Raw genomic sequence first — 15,730 nt, 5'->3', positions numbered from 1 at the left:
TCATACGTGCCTTCTCTCTTCTTCGAGTGGGGTGGCTTCCCCGATCGCGACGTCGAGCGCCGCGAAGTCCTCCCGCGACAGAGCGGATCCCGCGTTCCAGGACCGCTCCGCCATCGCGCGCAGCGGTCCGCGGATCCCCTCCGCGACCTCGGCCGGGGTCTGCGCCTCCGGCCGGTCCGACCACACCGCGAACGACGCTCCGCGCAGCAGCGCGGGATAGGGGCGCTCCAGCTCCTGCCGCACGGTGCTCTGCCCCTCCGGCCCCCAGAGGGCCGGGAAGAGCCCCGGATGCCAGTCGGCCGCCCAGATGCGATCCGCGGTCGGGTAGCGGTAGCCCGCGTTCTCGCCGAGCACGTAGTAGAACATCGCATCGTTGACGTTGACCAGCCGGTGGCCGGCGGCGACGGCGTCGGCCACCGGGCGCATCCCGGCGTTCCAGTTCGTCCACCAGGTCAGCACGACCTCGGGATCCAGCCGCTCGCACGCGCTGCGCAGCAGACCGTCGTTCCAGGCGCGCGCCTCGAAACCGCGCTCCCGCAGGTGCGCGGCGACGCGGTTCACGAAGGCCGTGAGCAGGTCGAACCCGGTGCCCTCCTCACCGTAGCGCGCCGCGGCGGCCGTCTCGAGCGCGGGGAACTCGGCGATGCGGTCGAAGTCGACGAACTCGTCGCCGCCGAGGTTCCAGCGCGTGCTGTGCGGGAAGACCGGGATCATGTCGTCGATCAGGGCGAGGGCGAAGCGGACGGGATCCTCGCGCGTGATGTCGAGGGCGTGATCCGTCTCGAGGCCCGGCGCCTCCGGCAGCCGCAGCTCAGGGTGAGCCGTCAGCACGTGCTGCAGATGGCCCGGCATGTCGAGAGACGGGATCAGGTCGATGTGCAGGTCTCGGGCCGCCGCGACGATGTCCGCAGCCTCGGCGCGGCTGATCCGCTCGTCCGAGACGATCTCGGGGAAGGCCGAGGACTCGAGCCGGAATCCCGGGTTCTCGGAGAAGTGCCACTGGAAGACGTTGACGCCGACGTCTGCGGCCGCGTGCAGCTGGGCGAGGATCCACTCCGCCGGATAGTGCTTGCGGCCCGCGTCGAGATGCAGCCCGCGCTCGGCGACCGCCGGCGCGGAGTGCACGATCCCGCGCGGCACGGCGCCCTGGGCGCGGAGGTTGTGCAGCAGCTGCCGGGTCGCGCGGAACACGCCGGCCGCGGAGGCCGCGGTCACCACGACGTCGTCCTCCACGTCGATCGCGAACGACTCGTCGGCCGGGTCCCGGTGCGCGAGCGGGCTCAGCCGCAGCCGGATCACGGGATCCGAGACGCCGGCGGCCGCCGCGATCCCGCAGGCCCGCAGCTCCCCCTCGAGACGCTCCGCCTCGCGGTGCAGACCCCGGCTCACGGCGATCACCCGCACCCGCTCGGGCTCCCACCACCCGCCCGCCGGCTCGAACGCCGTGGGCTGCGGGAGCGCCCTCCACCGGGCCGGATCCGTCATCCCTTGACGCTCCCCTCCTCGACGCCCTTGAAGAACTGCTTCTGCAGCACGGCGAAGAGGATGATGATCGGCACCAGCGCGATCATCGTGCCGGCCGCGATCACCCGCGGGTTGGATCCGAAGTTCGAGTTCAGGTAGTTCATGCCGACCGTGAGCGTGTAGTTCGCCGGATCCGAGAGCACCACGAGCGGCCAGAGGAACTCGTCCCAGGCGCCGATGAACGCGAACAGCGCGACCACCGAGACCATGCCGCGGATGTTCGGCCACACGATGTGGCGCAGGCGCTGCAGGGTGTTGGCGCCGTCGATCGTGGCGGCGTCCAGGGTGTCCGCCGGGATCATCCGGCACGCGGCGGCCATGAGCAGCACGTTGATCGCGGCGATCGCCCCGGGCAGGAACACTCCCCACAGGGTGTTCGCGAGCCCGAGCGACTTCACCGTCAGGTACTGGCTCGTCAGCGTGACCTCGCCGGGAAGCAGGAGCGTGGAGAAGAAGATCGCCATGACGATCCCCTTGCCGCGGAACTTCAGGCATCCCAGCGCATAGCCGCCCAGGGTCGCGAAGATCACGTTCGTGATCACGGTGCCGACGCCGACGACGAGCGAGTTGCGGGCGTAGTCGAGCACCGGGATCGTGCGGAAGACCTCCGCGTAGTGGTCGAGCGTGGGAGCGCTCGGGATGAGGTTCGGCGGGAATCCGTAGATGTTCTCGCCGGATCCCTTGAACGACGTCGAGAGCTGCCAGAGGAACGGGAACACCATGATCCCGAGGACGACGACCAGCAGCACGTACTTGCCGATCAGCCCGGCCAGCGAGGGCTTCATGATGTCGGCGGATCCGCGGGTGCGGTACGCCTTCTCGCGCGAGCGCGGCGGACGGGCGCCGCGGCCGCCTCGGGCCGACTCCGGAGTCGACCGGAGGGCCGTCGTCGCCTGCTCCTCGATCACGCCGGCGCTGCCGGGGGTCTGGAAGGAAGTCATGCCGTCACCTCCGCACGGTCCGCGGCGTCGCGGCGTTCGGCGCGCTGCTGCGCGCGCCGGTCGCGACGGGTGCGACGGCCCGCAAGGGCGTCGCGGATCATCTCGCCGTTGTTGGCGATGCCGACGATGGTGAGCGGGACGAGGGTCAGCAGGAACAGCACGATCGAGATCGCCGAGGCGTAGCCGATCTGCCCGTTCAGGCCCTTGCCCATCGACTGGATGAGCATGACCATGCTCATCGACCGGCCTCCGGGGCCGCCGGATCCGGAGGAGAGGATGAACAGCTCGGTGAAGACGCGCATCGCGGCCACGCAGATGAGCACCGAGACGAGCATCATCGGGCCGCGGACGCCCGGCACGGTCACCGACCAGAACCGGCGCCAGGCGCCGGCGCCGTCCATCGCGGCCGCCTCGTGCAGCTCGCGCCCGACATTTCCGAGGGCGGCGAGGTATACGACCATGTAGTAGCCGAGCCCCTTCCACACGGTCAGGCCGATCGCGCAGAAGATCAGCAGCCAGCGGTCCGAGAGGAACTCGATCGGCCGGTCTGCGAGGCCGAAGAACCGCAGCGCCGAGTTGATCGTGCCGGTGCTGGAGAACAGGAACTCCCACACGATCGCGACGACCACGGCCGAGGCGATCACCGGGAAGTAGAACGTCGTGCGGAAGAACCCGATCGCGGGGATCTTCGCCCGCACCAGCAGTGCCAGCAGGAGCGGGAGGAAGGTGAGCAGCGGCACGCACACCACCACGTACACGAGGGACGTGGTGAGCGCGTACCCGAACCGCTCGTCGCTCGCGAGGCGGGTGAAGTTGTCCAGCCCCACGAAGGTGACGGGACGGAGGGGGCGGGCGTCCGTGAAGGCGAGCACCACCGTGTTCAGGAACGGCCACAGGGCGAACACGAGCACCCAGACCACACCCGGCAGCACCAGCAGGTACGGCGTGTACCAGCGCTGTCTTCTCATCTGCTCACCCCCTCCTCTCACTCATCGGGTCACTTGGACACGTTCTGGTTGGCGTAGTCCTGCGACTTCTTCAGCGCGTCCTTCGCGGAGATGTCGCCCTTGATCGCGAGTGCGATCTGCTGCTTGGCGTAGTTCTCCATGGAGTCGACGTAGCCGCTGCCCGGTGCGCCGGGCACGCGGGCCTTGTCCATCTGCGCGGCCGCGAAGGTCGTCGCCTGGGTCTGCTCCGCGTTCTGCGCCGTGCCCGCGAAGGCGGACGGATCCTCGTTGGCCTTCTTGGTGCCGGGGAAGAAGCCGGCGGCGAGCTTCATGAACTCGATCTGGTTCGCGTCGTTCGTGACGTACTCGGCGAAGGCCATCGCGGCCGCCGGGCTCTTCGCGTTCTTCGACACGCTGATGCCCTGCACGAACAGCGGCGGCTCGCCGAACCCGCCGGTCACCTTGACCGAGGGGAGCAGCGCCGGCGAGTTCACGGCGAGGTTCTTGTCGATGTAGTTCGGGCCGGCGGTCGTCCACGCGACGCTGCCCTTGTTGAAGTTGTCGACGTTGGCGTTGGCCGTGCCGGCGTTCTGCAGCGCCTCGGGGCTGACCGCGCCCTCCTTGTACAGCTCGGCGTAGCGCTCCACGATCGCCTCGGCCTCGGGGGTGTCGAAGACGAACTTGCCGTCCTTGACGAAGTCGAAGGTCTTGCCTTGGTCGCTGATGTCGATCTGCATCGACTTCGGGCTGGGCACGTCGGAGAGGGTCGCGATCCCGAGCTTGCCGAGCTTCGACGCGGCGTCGAGCGTCTCGTCGAAGGTCTTCGGCGGAGCGGTGAGGCCGGCCTTGCCGAGCAGATCCATGTTCCAGTAGTTCAGCTCGGTGCCGAGGTACCAGGGGAAGGCGTAGGTGCCCTCGAGCCCCTTGTAGGTGTAGGCCGCGACGCCGCCGTCGACGTAGTCGCCGATGACCTTCGAGTCCTTCTTCAGGTCGACGAGCTGGCCGGCCTTGGCGAGCTCCTGCGCGAACTCCGGCGGCAGGTTGACGACGTCGGGGAGCTCGTTCGACTCGGCCTGCTGCAGGATCTTGTCCTCGTAGCCGTCGGCGGGCTGGTCGATCCACTTGACCGTGACGCCAGGGTGCTCCTTCTCGAAGCTCTTCGCGATGTTCTCGAAGTACGGCGAGAACTTGTCGTTCTTCAGAGACCAGGTCTGGAACGTGACCGTTCCCTTGATCTCGCCGTCGGCGGCTCCTCCTCCGGAGGCCGCCCCTCCCCGGGTGCAGGAGGTGAGGGCGAGCGCCGCGACCGCGGCGATGCCGACGGCGATAGTCGATCGGATCTTCATGGACGTGTTCTCCTTCGAAGTGTCCCGGGTGCATCGCCGGCCGGCGCTGGCATCCCATCACTAAAACGATATAGTGTGCCTAGCATGCCACAAGGACGCGGTGTCGTCCAACAACACCGCACACCGACGACCAGGTGGACCAAATCCCTTCAGCGACTCAAGGAGGAACGCGATGAGCAGTCCCCGTCGCCCGAACATCGTGTTCGTGCTGACCGACGACCATGCCTCGAATGCGATCGGCTGCTACGGATCGGCGGTGAACACCACGCCGGGGATCGACGCGATCGCGGACGCCGGGATGCGCTTCGACCGCGCCCTCGTGGAGAACGCGCTGTGCACGCCGAGCCGCGCCGCGTTCCTCACCGGCACCTACAGCCACACGAGCGCCGTCACCACGCTCGCCACGCACCTGACGAACGACCACGAGACCTTCATCACGGCGCTCCAGGCCGCGGGCTACCGCACCGCGATGTTCGGCAAGTGGCACCTCGGCCATGGCCCGGAGCACGACCCGGTCGGCTTCGACCACTGGGAGGTGCTGCCGGACCAGGGCGAGTACTTCGATCCCGAGTTCTTCACGCCGGACGGCCCGGTGCGCTCCGAGGGCTACGTCACCGACATCATCACCGACCACGCTCTCGCGTGGATGGAGGCGCAGGGCGACGAGCCCTACTGCGTGCTCGTCTGGCACAAGGCCCCGCACCGCCCCTGGCTGCCCCACCCGCGGCACGCGGATCTGTTCACGGATCCGATCCCGCTGCCGCCTACCTTCGACGACGACTACGACGGCCGCGGCACGCCCGCCCATCACGCCACGATGCGCATCGCGGACTACCTCACCGACATCGACCTCAAGGAGGATCCGCCCGCCGAACTGGGCTACGCCGAGCGCGCGGTGTGGAAGTACCAGCGCTACATGCAGGACTACCTGCGCTGCGTGGCGGCGGTGGACGAGGGCGTGCAGGCGCTCACCGGCTTCCTCCGGGAGCAGGGCCGGTTCGACGACACGGTCACGATCTACGCATCGGACCAGGGCTTCTACCTCGGCGAGCACGGCTGGTTCGACAAGCGGTTCATGTACGAGGAATCGCTGCGGATGCCGCTCGTGCTCAGCTACCCGGCCCGCGTGGCGGCCGGCGGGAGCACCGAGGCGCTCGTCTCGAACGTCGACATCGCGCAGACCCTGCTCGACTTCGCCGGAGTCCCCGCGCCTGAGGGGATGCAGGGGCGCAGCCTCGTAGGGCTCCTGACCGAGCCGGATCCGACTCCCGTGCGCGACGCCCACTACTACCGGTTCTACGAGCACGACGACCACATGCACCACGTCTGGGCGCACTACGGCGTGCGCACCGACCGCTACAAGCTGATCTACTACTACGCCGACGGAATGGGGCTGCCCAATACGGGCGACACGTCCTATCCTCCGGAGTGGGAGCTCTTCGATCTCGAGAGGGATCCGTACGAGCTCACCAGCGTGCATCTCGATCCCGCATACGCCGGCATCCGGCGTGAGCTGACCCTGAAGCTGTGGGATCTCCAGCAGGAGCTCGGCGATTCTCCCCACCCGCGCCAGCCCGTCCCGGAAGGACGTACTCGATGACCCTCGGCACCGACGCCGCACTCCCCCGCGTTCCGAGCGGAGCCGCCCCGCTCCGGTTCGGCGCGAACTACACGCCGTCGAAGGAGTGGATGCACTCCTGGCTCGACCTCGACCTCGACGTCGTGCGGCGCGACTTCGCCGGGCTCGCCGCCCTCGGACTCGACCATGTGCGGATCTTCCCGCTCTGGCCGGTGCTGCAGCCGAACCGCACCCTCATCCGCGAGAAGGCGGTCGCCGACGTGCGCGCCGTGGTCGACGTCGCCGCCGAGTTCGGCATGGACGCGAGCGTCGACGTGATCCAGGGGCACCTGTCGAGCTTCGACTTCATCCCGTCGTGGCTGTTCACCTGGCACGACAAGAACATGTTCACGCACCCCCTCGCGCTGAGCGGACAGGTCGCGCTCGTCGAGCGCCTCGGCGCCGCACTGCGCGACGCCCCGAACTTCCTCGGCTTCACGCTCGGCAACGAGGTGAACCAGTTCTCCGCGGCCGTGCACCCGCACCCGTGGCCGGTCTCGCCTGAGGAGGCCGCGAACTGGCTCACCACCCTGCTGGACGCGGCGGAGCGCTCCGCTCCGGGGCTTCCGCACGTGCACAGCGAGTACGACGCGGCCTGGTACATGGACGGCCACGGCTTCGTGCCCGCCCACGCCAGCAGGATCGGCGCCATGACGACCGTGCACTCGTGGATCTTCAACGGCACCGCCCAGCGCTACGGCGGGCGGAGCGCGGCGAGCGACCGGCACGCCGAGTACATGATCGAGCTGTCCCGCGCCTTCGCGACGGATCCGCAGCGTCCGGTCTGGCTGCAGGAGGTCGGCGCCCCGTCGAACTGCCTGACGCCCGAGCAGACCCCCGACTTCCTCGAGGCGACGGTGCGCGCCGCGGCCCGCACCGAGAACCTCTGGGGCGTCACCTGGTGGTGCTCCCACGACGTGGGGCGCGAACTCGCCGACTACCCCGAGCTCGAGTACTCCCTCGGCCTGATCGACCAGGCGGGCGAGGCCAAGCCCATCGGCCGGCGCTTCGCGGAGATCATCCCCGACCTCAGGGCGCGGCAGCTGGCGCCCGCCCGCACGACGGCGATCGTGATCGACGTCGATGCGGACGAGATCCCGGTCAGCCGCGCGGCGATGAGCCCGGGGGGCGCGATCTTCCAGGCGTGGGTCGACGCCTGCGAGACCGGTCTCGACACGACCTTCGTCACCTCGCGCACCGCGGAGGACCCGGCCGCCCTGACCGCCCGGGGGATCACCGATCTGATCCGTCCCGATCTGAGCACCGGATCCGGGATCTACTCATCCAACAACACGGTCGTCGACGGTGCGGAGGACACGGCGGAGGTCTCCGCATGACCCGGCCCCGCGTCGTCGTGATCTACGCCGACGACCTCGGCTACGGCGACGTCGGCTGCTTCGGCGGCGACGACGTGCTCACGCCGCAGCTGGACCGGCTGGCCGCGCGCGGCGTGCGCCTCACGAACTGGTACTCGAACTCGCCCGTGTGCTCGCCGTCCCGCGCGGCGCTGCTGACGGGCCGTCACCCGGTGCACGCCGGGGTGCAGGAGATCCTGGGCGGCAAGAGGGGCACCCCGGGGCTCCCCGCGCAGCCGACGCTGGCCTCCCGCCTGCAGGACGAGGGCTACCGCACCGGGATCTTCGGCAAGTGGCATCTCGGCACGGCGTCCGGGTACCGTCCGCTCGACCGGGGCTTCGCGCAGCACTTCGGCTTCCTCGCCGGCTGCGTGGACTACTACTCGCACATCTTCTACTGGGGTCAGGGCCAGAACCCGGTCCACGACCTGTGGGACGACGAGCGCGAGGTCTACGACAACGGCCGCTACCTCACCGAGGTCATCGCGGAGAAGGCCGCCGAGTTCATCGGCGCGAACGCCGCGGACCCGTTCCTCTGCTACGTGCCCTTCAACGCCCCGCACTATCCGATGCACGCGCCGAAGGAGTACGTCGACCGCTTCCCCGGCCTGCCCGACGATCGCCGCATCATGGCGGCCATGATCGCCGCGATGGACGACGGCGTGGGCCGCATCCTGGACGCGCTGGACGCCGCCGGCATCGCGGACGACACGATCGTGTTCTTCTCCTCCGACAACGGCCCCTCCACCGAGAGCCGCAACTGGCTGAACGGCGAGGAGATCGACTACCAGGGCGGATCCACCGGCGGCCTGCGCGGCAACAAGGGCTCGCTGTTCGACGGCGGCATCAGGGTGCCCGCGATCATCTCCTGGCCCGGCACCCTGCCGCAGGGGGCGGAGTGGACCGAGCCCGGTGCGATGACGGACATCGTGCCCACCGTGCTCGACGCGATCGGCGCCCCGGCCTCGCCCGACGCCGACGGCACGAGCGTCCTCGGCGCGCTCACGGCGCTCGAACCGCTTCCCGCGGAGCGCACGCTGTTCTGGGAGTACGGCCCCCAGCTGGCCGCCCGCCGAGGACCGTGGAAGCTCACGACCTCGCCCCGGGAGCACCTCGGCGGGCCGTTCGTGCTCGGCGCCAGCGTCCTCGCGAACCTCGACGAGGATCCCGCGGAGGCCGTCGACCTGTCCGCGCAGCATCCCGAGATCGCGGCCGCGCTGCGCGCCGAACTCGAGGAGTGGGCGCGCGGCTTCGGCTGGGACCCGGCGCCCTGGCTGTGAGCGCCGGGCGGGTCAGCCCTGGCCGTTGACCCGCTCGGCCTCCTTGGCCGCGACGATCTTGCGCAGGCCGGAGCTGGAGAACCGGTGGTCGCGGCTGTTGAAGTACAGCTCGATCCCGGCCTCCTCGCAGTACGCGCGGCCGGTGAAATCGCGGTCCTCGTACTCGTCGCCGACGATGCGCACGTCGAGCTTGAAGGAGCGCAGGATGTCCTCGAGATCCTGCTCGGTCGAGTACGGGACGATCTCGTCGACGTACTCGCAGCCGCGCAGCTGGATGTAGCGCTCGACCACCGTCTGGGTGGGAGCGTTCTTCTCCGGGCGGTCCAGGGTGGGATCCATCTGCAGGCCGCAGATGAGGTAGTCGCATTGCCGCTTGGCCTCGGCGAGCATCATGATGTGCCCGGCGTGCAGCAGGTCGAAGGTGGAGAAGGTGATCCCCACGCGCGGCCCCGGGTTGTAGTCCTGGTGCTTCTTCACGTTCACGGCGTCCGGCGTCATCAGCGAATTCCTCTCGTCGGCCCAGAGCACTCTATCGAACGGTCCGGAGCGGCCGCTGGGCGCCCGTCCCGACGCCGCACCGAGGCGCCGGGGAGACGCGCGCCCGCGCTCTCCGCGCATCAGCGCCGGGGGGCGGCGGTGCTCTCGCGGATCGTCAGAGCGGGCGCGGTGCCGCGGCGGGAGGGCAGCGGATCCGCGGATCCGATCCGCTCCAGGAGGAAGGCCGCGGCCTGCTCGCCGAGCGCGAAGGTGTCGCGCGTGAGGCAGGTGATCGACGGGTGCACGAGCCCGGTCACGACGGAGTCGTCGAAGGACGCCACCGACAGCGCCTGCGGCACTCCGACGCCCATCTCCTGCGCCACCCTGAGTCCCGCGATCGCCATCACGTCGTTGTCGTAGACGACGGCGGTCGGCCTCGCCGCGCGGCTGAGCAGCGTCCGGGTGGCGGCCGTGGCGGCCGCCGGCGAGAAGTCGGTGACGAAGGTCTCGCCCGCGACCTCCCGTGCTGCGAGGGCTGCGAGCACGTCGGCGCGGATGCGGGTGTGCTGGAACTCGGCGGGTCCGGAGACATAGGCGATCTCCCGATGCCCGAGCGCGGCGAGGTAGTCGAACAGCGCGTGCGCGGCGGCCTCGTCGTCGAGCCAGATGGCGGGCGGATCCCCCGCGGTGTCCCTGCTGCCGATCACCACGGCCGGCAGCGGCAGCGAGGGCAGCAGCGCCAGACGGGGATCGTCGTCGCGCGGGTCGATCACGATCACGCCGTCGACCTGGTTCGCGCTGCGCCAGCGCCGGTAGGTCGCCATCTCCTCCTCGATCGAGGAGACCACGACCAGCTGCAGGGCGACGCCGTGCTGGGCCAGGGCCGACTGCACCCCGGCGATGAGGTCGGTGAAGAACGCCTCCGTGCCCAGGGTGCGGGCCGGGCGGTTGACCGCGAAGCCGACGACGCCGGCACGGGATCCGACCAGTGCCCGGGCGGCCGAGCTCGGCTGCCACTGGTGCTCCTCGGCGATGTCGAGGATGCGCTGACGCGTCTGCTCGCTGACACCGGGACGCCCGTTCAGCGCGAAGGAGACCGCGCCGGGGGACACTCCCGCGAGCCGGGCGATATCGGCGATGGTGATGCGCTTCGCCTGTGACATAGACTCACCGTACTAGATCGTTTTAGTTAGCCCTGTGGGAGAGGATCTCCCCAGGCGTTCTGACATTCTCGCACCGCGAAGGAGCACCCCCGTGCACGAAGAGACCTCGCTCACCGTCGGCCGCGTGACCCGCGTGCTCGGCGAGCGCGTGCGCCCCGCCGTCCACTCCGCCCGCATCCCGCTGGAGGTCGCCGCGCACGTCCTTCCGGGCGAGCCGATCGCACCCGCCGACGGCCTGGCGCTCGAGTACGCGCCGTTCGCCGCCGGCCGGCAGTGGGGTCCCGCGTGGGGCACCACGTGGTTCCGCCTCCGCGGCACCGTGCCGGCCGAGTGGGCCGGCAAGCGCGTCGAGGCGCTCGTCGACCTCGGCTTCGACATCAACATGACCGGCTTCCAGTGCGAGGCCCTGGCCTACCGCGTCGGCGCCGACGGCGAGCCCGTCCCGGTGAAGAGCCTCAACCCCCGCAACCAGTGGCTCCCGGTCGCGGAGCGGGCCGAGGGCGAGGAGGCCGTGGAGCTGTTCCTCGAGGGCGCCTCCAACCCGGTGCTGCTGGACTACCACCCCTTCCTGCCGACGCAGGAGGGCGACATCCTGACCTCCTCGCCGGATCCGCTCTACCGCGTGCGGCACATGGATCTCGCGGTCTTCGAGACCGAGGTGTTCGAGCTCTCCCTCGACCTCGAGGTGCTGCTCGACCTCCAGGCCGAGCTGCCCGAGACCAGCCCGCGGCGCATGCGGATCCTGCAGGCGCTCGACGACGCGCTCGACGTGCTCGACCTGCAGCGGATCGTCGAGACCGCGGGCGACGCCAGGGCGCAGCTCGCCGACGTGCTGGCCGCACCGGCGGACGCGAGCGCGCACCGCATCGCCGCGATCGGGCACGCGCACATCGACTCGGCCTGGCTGTGGCCGCTGCGCGAGACCGTGCGCAAGGTCGCCCGCACCACGTCGTCGATGACGACCCTGCTCGAGGAGCAGCCGCAGTTCCGCTACGGCATGTCCAGCGCGCAGCAGTACGCCTGGATGAAGGAGCACCGCCCCGAGGTCTACGCCCGGATCAAGGCCGCCGTCGCCGAGGGCCGGTTCCTGCCGCTGGGCGGCATGTGGGTCGAGTCCGACACCGTGATGCCGACCGGCGAATCCCTCGTGCGGCAGTTCTCGCACGGCCAGCGCTTCTTCGAGCGCGAGTTCGGGATCCGCTCGAAGGGCGTGTGGCTCCCGGACAGCTTCGGCTACTCCCCCGCCCTGCCGCAGCTCATGCGCCGGGCCGGCTTCGAGTGGTTCTTCACGCAGAAGATCTCGTGGAACCAGCGCAACGTGTTCCCGCACCACAGCTTCGACTGGGAGGGCATCGACGGATCGCGGATCTTCACGCACTTCCCGCCGATGGACACCTACAACTCGCAGCTGAGCGGGATGGAGGTCGCCAAGGCCTCGCGCCAGTTCAAGGAGAACCGCGTCGCGACGCGTTCGATCGCCCCGGTCGGCTGGGGCGACGGCGGCGGCGGGACGACCCGGGAGATGACCGGCAAGGCCTCCCGTCTCGCCTCGCTCGAGGGATCCGCCCAGGTCGAGTGGATCCACCCCGACGAGTTCTTCGACGCCGCGAAGGCGGAGCTCCCGGATCCGGCCGTCTGGGTCGGCGAGCTGTACCTCGAGCTGCACCGCGGCACGCTCACCAGCCAGCACGCCACGAAGGCGCTGCACCGCTGGGCCGAGCAGGCGCTCATCGAGGCCGAGCTGTGGGCCTCGACCGCGGCCGTGCGCCTCGGTGCGACCTACCCGCACGACGAGCTGGACCGGCTGTGGCAGACCGTGCTGCTGCACGAGTTCCACGACATCCTGCCCGGCACCTCGATCGCGTGGGTGCACCGCGAGGCGGTCTCCGTGCTCTCCGGGGTGCGGGACGAGGCCCGCGCGCTGTCCGAGGCGGCGCGCACGGCGCTCGCGGGCGACGGGGACCTCGAGCTCGTGTTCACCCCGACGTCGGTCGGCGGCGGGACCGTGCTCGGGGCGAGCGCCGCCTCCGCCCCGACGGCCGGACCGGTCTCCCTCGCCGAGTCCGCATCCGGCTTCCGGCTCGAGAACGACCTGGTCGTCGTCACGATCTCGCCCGAAGGCCTGATCACCTCGGCGATCGACAAGGCGTCGGGTCGCGAGACGATCCCGGCCGGCAGGCCCGCGAACCTGTTCCAGCTGCACCAGGACTTCCCGAATATGTGGGACGCGTGGGACATCGACAAGTACTACCGCAACCGCGTGGAGGACCTCGTGGCGGTGTCGTCGATCTCGGCGTCGGTCGAGCACGGCGTCGCGACGATCGTGGTCGAGCGGCCGTTCTCGGAGTCCTCCCTGCGGCAGACCATCACCCTGCGTCCCGGATCCCGCACGGTGCTGCTCCGCACCGAGATCGACTGGCACGAGACGGAGAAGCTGCTCAAGCTCGCGTTCCCCCTCGACGTCTTCGCCCGGGAGACGTCCGCCGAGACGCAGTTCGGCTTCCAGCGCCGGGTCACGCACGTGAACACGAGCTGGGAGGCCGCGAAGTTCGAGATCTCGATGCACCGGTTCGTGCTCGTGCAGGAGGACGGCGGCTTCGGCGCCGCGCTCGTGAACGACTCGATCTACGGCTTCGACACCACGCGCGACGCGGACGGCGACGACGTCACCACGACCGTGCGCCTCTCGCTGCTGCGCGCCCCGCGCTTCCCCGACCCCGACACGGACCACGGGCGGCATGAGATCCAGGTGGGTCTCGTGATCGGCGCCGACGCCGCGATCGCGACCGCGGAGGGCATCGCGCTGAACGCGCCGCCGACCGTCGTCCGCGGCGCGAACGAGGTCGAGCCGCTGGTCGCCGTGTCCGGCGAGGGCATCGTCGTGTCGAGCGTGAAGCTCGCCGACGACCGCTCCGGCGACGTGATCGTGCGCGTCTACGAGTCGCTCGGCCGCCGCGCGTCCGGATCCCTGTCGGTCGGCTTCGCGCACGGCGGGATCAGAGAGGTCTCGCTCATCGAGGACGAGCTGGAGTCCCCGCGCACCGGCGAGGCGCTGTCCCTGCGCCCCTTCGAGGTGCGCACGCTGCGCATCCCCCGGGCCTGACGCGCGCCGCCTGCCCGCACAGCGGGGCGCGCGGGGCTTCTCGTCGAGGCCCCCTCACAGCACCGACGCCCCCTCCCACACACGCACCTGGGAGGGGGCGTCGGTGCGCAGAGGGGGCGTCGGCGTATCCGGGTGCGCCCGGAGCAGCGTGCGCAGGCGCGCGCGGCGCGGGCGGGCGGCTCAGCCCAGGACGCGGGTGAACGCGTCGCGGCTGATGCCCTGCTCCAGGATCCGCGCGGACCACTCGCGGGCGCTGTGCAGGCTGTGGTCGCGGTAGTTGCCGCACTCCACGGCGCTCACGCCGGGGACATCGCTCCACTCGGCCTTCTCGGCGATGAAGCGCAGGCTGTCGGTGATCGCGTCGACGAGCGCGGGCACCTCGGGGCGCCCCCACGTGATGAGGTGGAACCCGGTGCGGCAGCCGAACGGCGAGATGTCGATCACACCGTCGACGCGGTCGCGCAGGAGCGAGGCGAGCAGGTGCTCGATGGTGTGCAGCCCCGCGGTGGGGATCTCGCCCTCGTTCGGCTGCACGAAGCGCACGTCGAAGTTGGAGATCTCGTCGCCGCTCGGCCCCTGCTCGACGCCGATGAGACGGATGTAGGGCGCCTTGACGGCGGTGTGGTCCAGGGTGAAGCTCTCGACCTCGGCCATGGCGGATCTCCTTCGGGTGACAGACGGACGGGGGGCCGGATCCGACCCGGATCCGAGGCTACCCCGCCCGCCCGCGACGGGGGCCGCCGCCTGCAACACGATGACGGTCGCCGGCGGCGGCGGGGGTGCTCAGAGGTCGCCTGCCGTCCCGAAGAACGCGCGGATGTCGCCGGCGAGCAGGTCGGGGCGCTCCAGGGCGGCGAAGTGGCCGCCCTCGTCGAAGCGGCTCCAGTGCACGATGTTGTCGTTGTCGCGCTCCGCGAAGACGCGGATCGTCTGGAAGTCGTCCTTGAAGACCGCGACGCCCGTGCGCGCGCGATTGACCTGCGGCTCGGCCTGCGCCTGCGCGTTCTCGAGGTAGCTGCGGCTCATGCCCGCCGCCGCGTTCGCGAACCAGTTGACGCTGACCTCGAGCAGGATCTTCTCCAGAGGCACGAGCGAGGTGCCGTTGCCGAAGCTGTTGAACAGCTCGCTGTAGGCGAGCAGTCCGATCGGGGAGTCGCTGAGCCCGACGGCGACCGTCTGCGGGCGGGATGCGTTCATCGTGTTGTAGCCGCCGACCGACTGGAACCACTGCATGTGCTCGAGCCCCGCGTAGTCGGCCGGCTCGAGGCGCTCGAACTCGCTCGGGTCGCCCGAGGGGAACGAGAACAGCTGCAGCACGTGCAGGCCGAGGAAGCCCTCCGGGGCGAGCAGACCGAGCTCGCGCGCGACCATCGCGCCGTTGTCGGATCCGTGCACGCCGTAGCTCTCGTAGCCGAGTCCGCGCATGAGCGCGTCGTACGCCCTGGCGACGCGCGCGACCGTCCATCCAGACTCCCTGACCGGCTGCGAGAAGCCGTAGCCCGGCGCATCGGGGATGACGACGTCGAAGGCGTCCTCCGCGCGGCCGCCGTAGGAGACGGGGTCGACGAGGCGGTCGATCACGTCGAGGTAGTCGACGGAGGATCCGGGGTAGGTGTGCGCGAGCAGCAGCGGCGTCGCGCCCCCGTGCGCCGAGCGTACGTGGAGGAAGTGGATGTCCTGGCCGTCGATCTCGGCGACGAAGTGCGGGATCGCGTTGATGCGCGCCTCGGCGGCGCGCCAGTCGAAGGCGCGCCAGGCGGCGAGCGCTTCGCGGAGGTAGTCGTTCGGGGTGCCGGTGCTCCAGTCGTCGGAGGGCGCCGGCTGCGGCAGCCGGGTGCGGGCCAGGCGGTCCTGCAGATCGGCGATCTCGGCATCGGTGACGGAGACGGTGAACGGGCGGAGGGCGAGGGCTGCGGTGTTGTTCATGTCTCCGACACTATGAGCCTATTAGGCTGGATATGCTCCTAATAGATCAC

12 protein-coding genes are annotated in these 15,730 nt (G+C 70.2%); 4 read left to right on the top strand and 8 right to left on the bottom strand.

Annotated features, from left to right (window positions below; translation table 11 throughout):
* Genes ACIPY5_RS16325 through ACIPY5_RS16310 form a run of 4 tightly spaced genes read right to left on the bottom strand, consistent with a single transcriptional unit; the run spans position 1 to position 4,758 of the window.
* The gene (locus ACIPY5_RS16325) at positions 1-1,485 is read right to left on the bottom strand and encodes a family 20 glycosylhydrolase (protein WP_400972470.1); all 1,485 of its coding nucleotides are present in this window, start codon (positions 1,483-1,485) and stop codon (positions 1-3) included.
* Positions 1,482-2,465 (bottom strand): carbohydrate ABC transporter permease, encoded by a 984-nt coding sequence (locus ACIPY5_RS16320; RefSeq protein WP_309342595.1) that lies wholly within the window; start codon positions 2,463-2,465, stop codon positions 1,482-1,484. Before ACIPY5_RS16320 ends, ACIPY5_RS16325 begins: the two co-directional genes overlap by 4 nt.
* Positions 2,462-3,433 carry a sugar ABC transporter permease gene (locus tag ACIPY5_RS16315; protein WP_309342597.1) on the bottom strand — a complete coding sequence of 324 codons (972 nt, stop codon included), beginning with the start codon at positions 3,431-3,433 and terminating at the stop codon, positions 2,462-2,464. Before ACIPY5_RS16315 ends, ACIPY5_RS16320 begins: the two co-directional genes overlap by 4 nt.
* 29 nt (positions 3,434-3,462) lie before the next feature.
* Positions 3,463-4,758: an extracellular solute-binding protein gene (locus ACIPY5_RS16310; protein ID WP_400972467.1), complete on the bottom strand. Its 1,296-nt coding sequence runs from the start codon at positions 4,756-4,758 to the stop codon at positions 3,463-3,465.
* A 172-nt stretch (positions 4,759-4,930) separates the two neighbouring features.
* On the opposite strand from ACIPY5_RS16310, the gene ACIPY5_RS16305 reads away from it, so the two are divergent.
* The 3 genes from ACIPY5_RS16305 to ACIPY5_RS16295 are packed head-to-tail and all read left to right on the top strand — an operon-like array spanning position 4,931 to position 9,011.
* Positions 4,931-6,358: a sulfatase gene (locus tag ACIPY5_RS16305; RefSeq protein ID WP_309342602.1), complete on the top strand. Its 1,428-nt coding sequence runs from the start codon at positions 4,931-4,933 to the stop codon at positions 6,356-6,358.
* On the top strand, positions 6,355-7,713 hold the full coding sequence (locus tag ACIPY5_RS16300; protein ID WP_400972464.1) for a glycosyl hydrolase: 1,359 nt from the start codon (positions 6,355-6,357) through the stop codon (positions 7,711-7,713). The genes ACIPY5_RS16305 and ACIPY5_RS16300 overlap by 4 nt, the downstream gene beginning before the upstream one ends.
* Complete coding sequence (locus ACIPY5_RS16295; RefSeq protein ID WP_400972462.1) at positions 7,710-9,011, top strand: sulfatase-like hydrolase/transferase; 1,302 nt, start codon at positions 7,710-7,712, stop codon at positions 9,009-9,011. Before ACIPY5_RS16300 ends, ACIPY5_RS16295 begins: the two co-directional genes overlap by 4 nt.
* A 12-nt stretch (positions 9,012-9,023) precedes the next feature.
* On the opposite strand, the gene ACIPY5_RS16290 is transcribed toward ACIPY5_RS16295, so the two are convergent.
* On the bottom strand, positions 9,024-9,509 hold the full coding sequence (locus ACIPY5_RS16290) for an adenylyltransferase/cytidyltransferase family protein (RefSeq protein ID WP_309342608.1): 486 nt from the start codon (positions 9,507-9,509) through the stop codon (positions 9,024-9,026).
* A gap of 119 nt (positions 9,510-9,628) precedes the next feature.
* Complete coding sequence (locus tag ACIPY5_RS16285; protein WP_400972460.1) at positions 9,629-10,651, bottom strand: LacI family DNA-binding transcriptional regulator; 1,023 nt, start codon at positions 10,649-10,651, stop codon at positions 9,629-9,631.
* Positions 10,652-10,742: 91 nt separating this feature from the next.
* On the opposite strand from ACIPY5_RS16285, the gene ACIPY5_RS16280 reads away from it, so the two are divergent.
* Complete coding sequence (locus ACIPY5_RS16280; RefSeq protein WP_400972458.1) at positions 10,743-13,754, top strand: alpha-mannosidase; 3,012 nt, start codon at positions 10,743-10,745, stop codon at positions 13,752-13,754.
* Between the two features lie 180 nt (positions 13,755-13,934).
* On the opposite strand, the gene ACIPY5_RS16275 is transcribed toward ACIPY5_RS16280, so the two are convergent.
* Entirely contained in the window at positions 13,935-14,408 is a 474-nt protein-coding gene (locus ACIPY5_RS16275; RefSeq protein WP_400972456.1) for an S-ribosylhomocysteine lyase, read from the bottom strand.
* A gap of 129 nt (positions 14,409-14,537) precedes the next feature.
* Positions 14,538-15,680, bottom strand: coding sequence for an epoxide hydrolase family protein (locus ACIPY5_RS16270; protein ID WP_400972454.1), 1,143 nt, complete (start codon positions 15,678-15,680; stop codon positions 14,538-14,540).
* Between the last annotated feature and the right edge of the window lie 50 nt (positions 15,681-15,730).

Source organism: Microbacterium sp. NPDC089698 (assembly GCF_044749045.1).
Classification (GTDB): domain Bacteria; phylum Actinomycetota; class Actinomycetes; order Actinomycetales; family Microbacteriaceae; genus Microbacterium.
The sequence above is the reverse complement of the archived record's forward strand: the minus strand, read 5'-3'. Positions and strand labels throughout refer to the sequence as shown.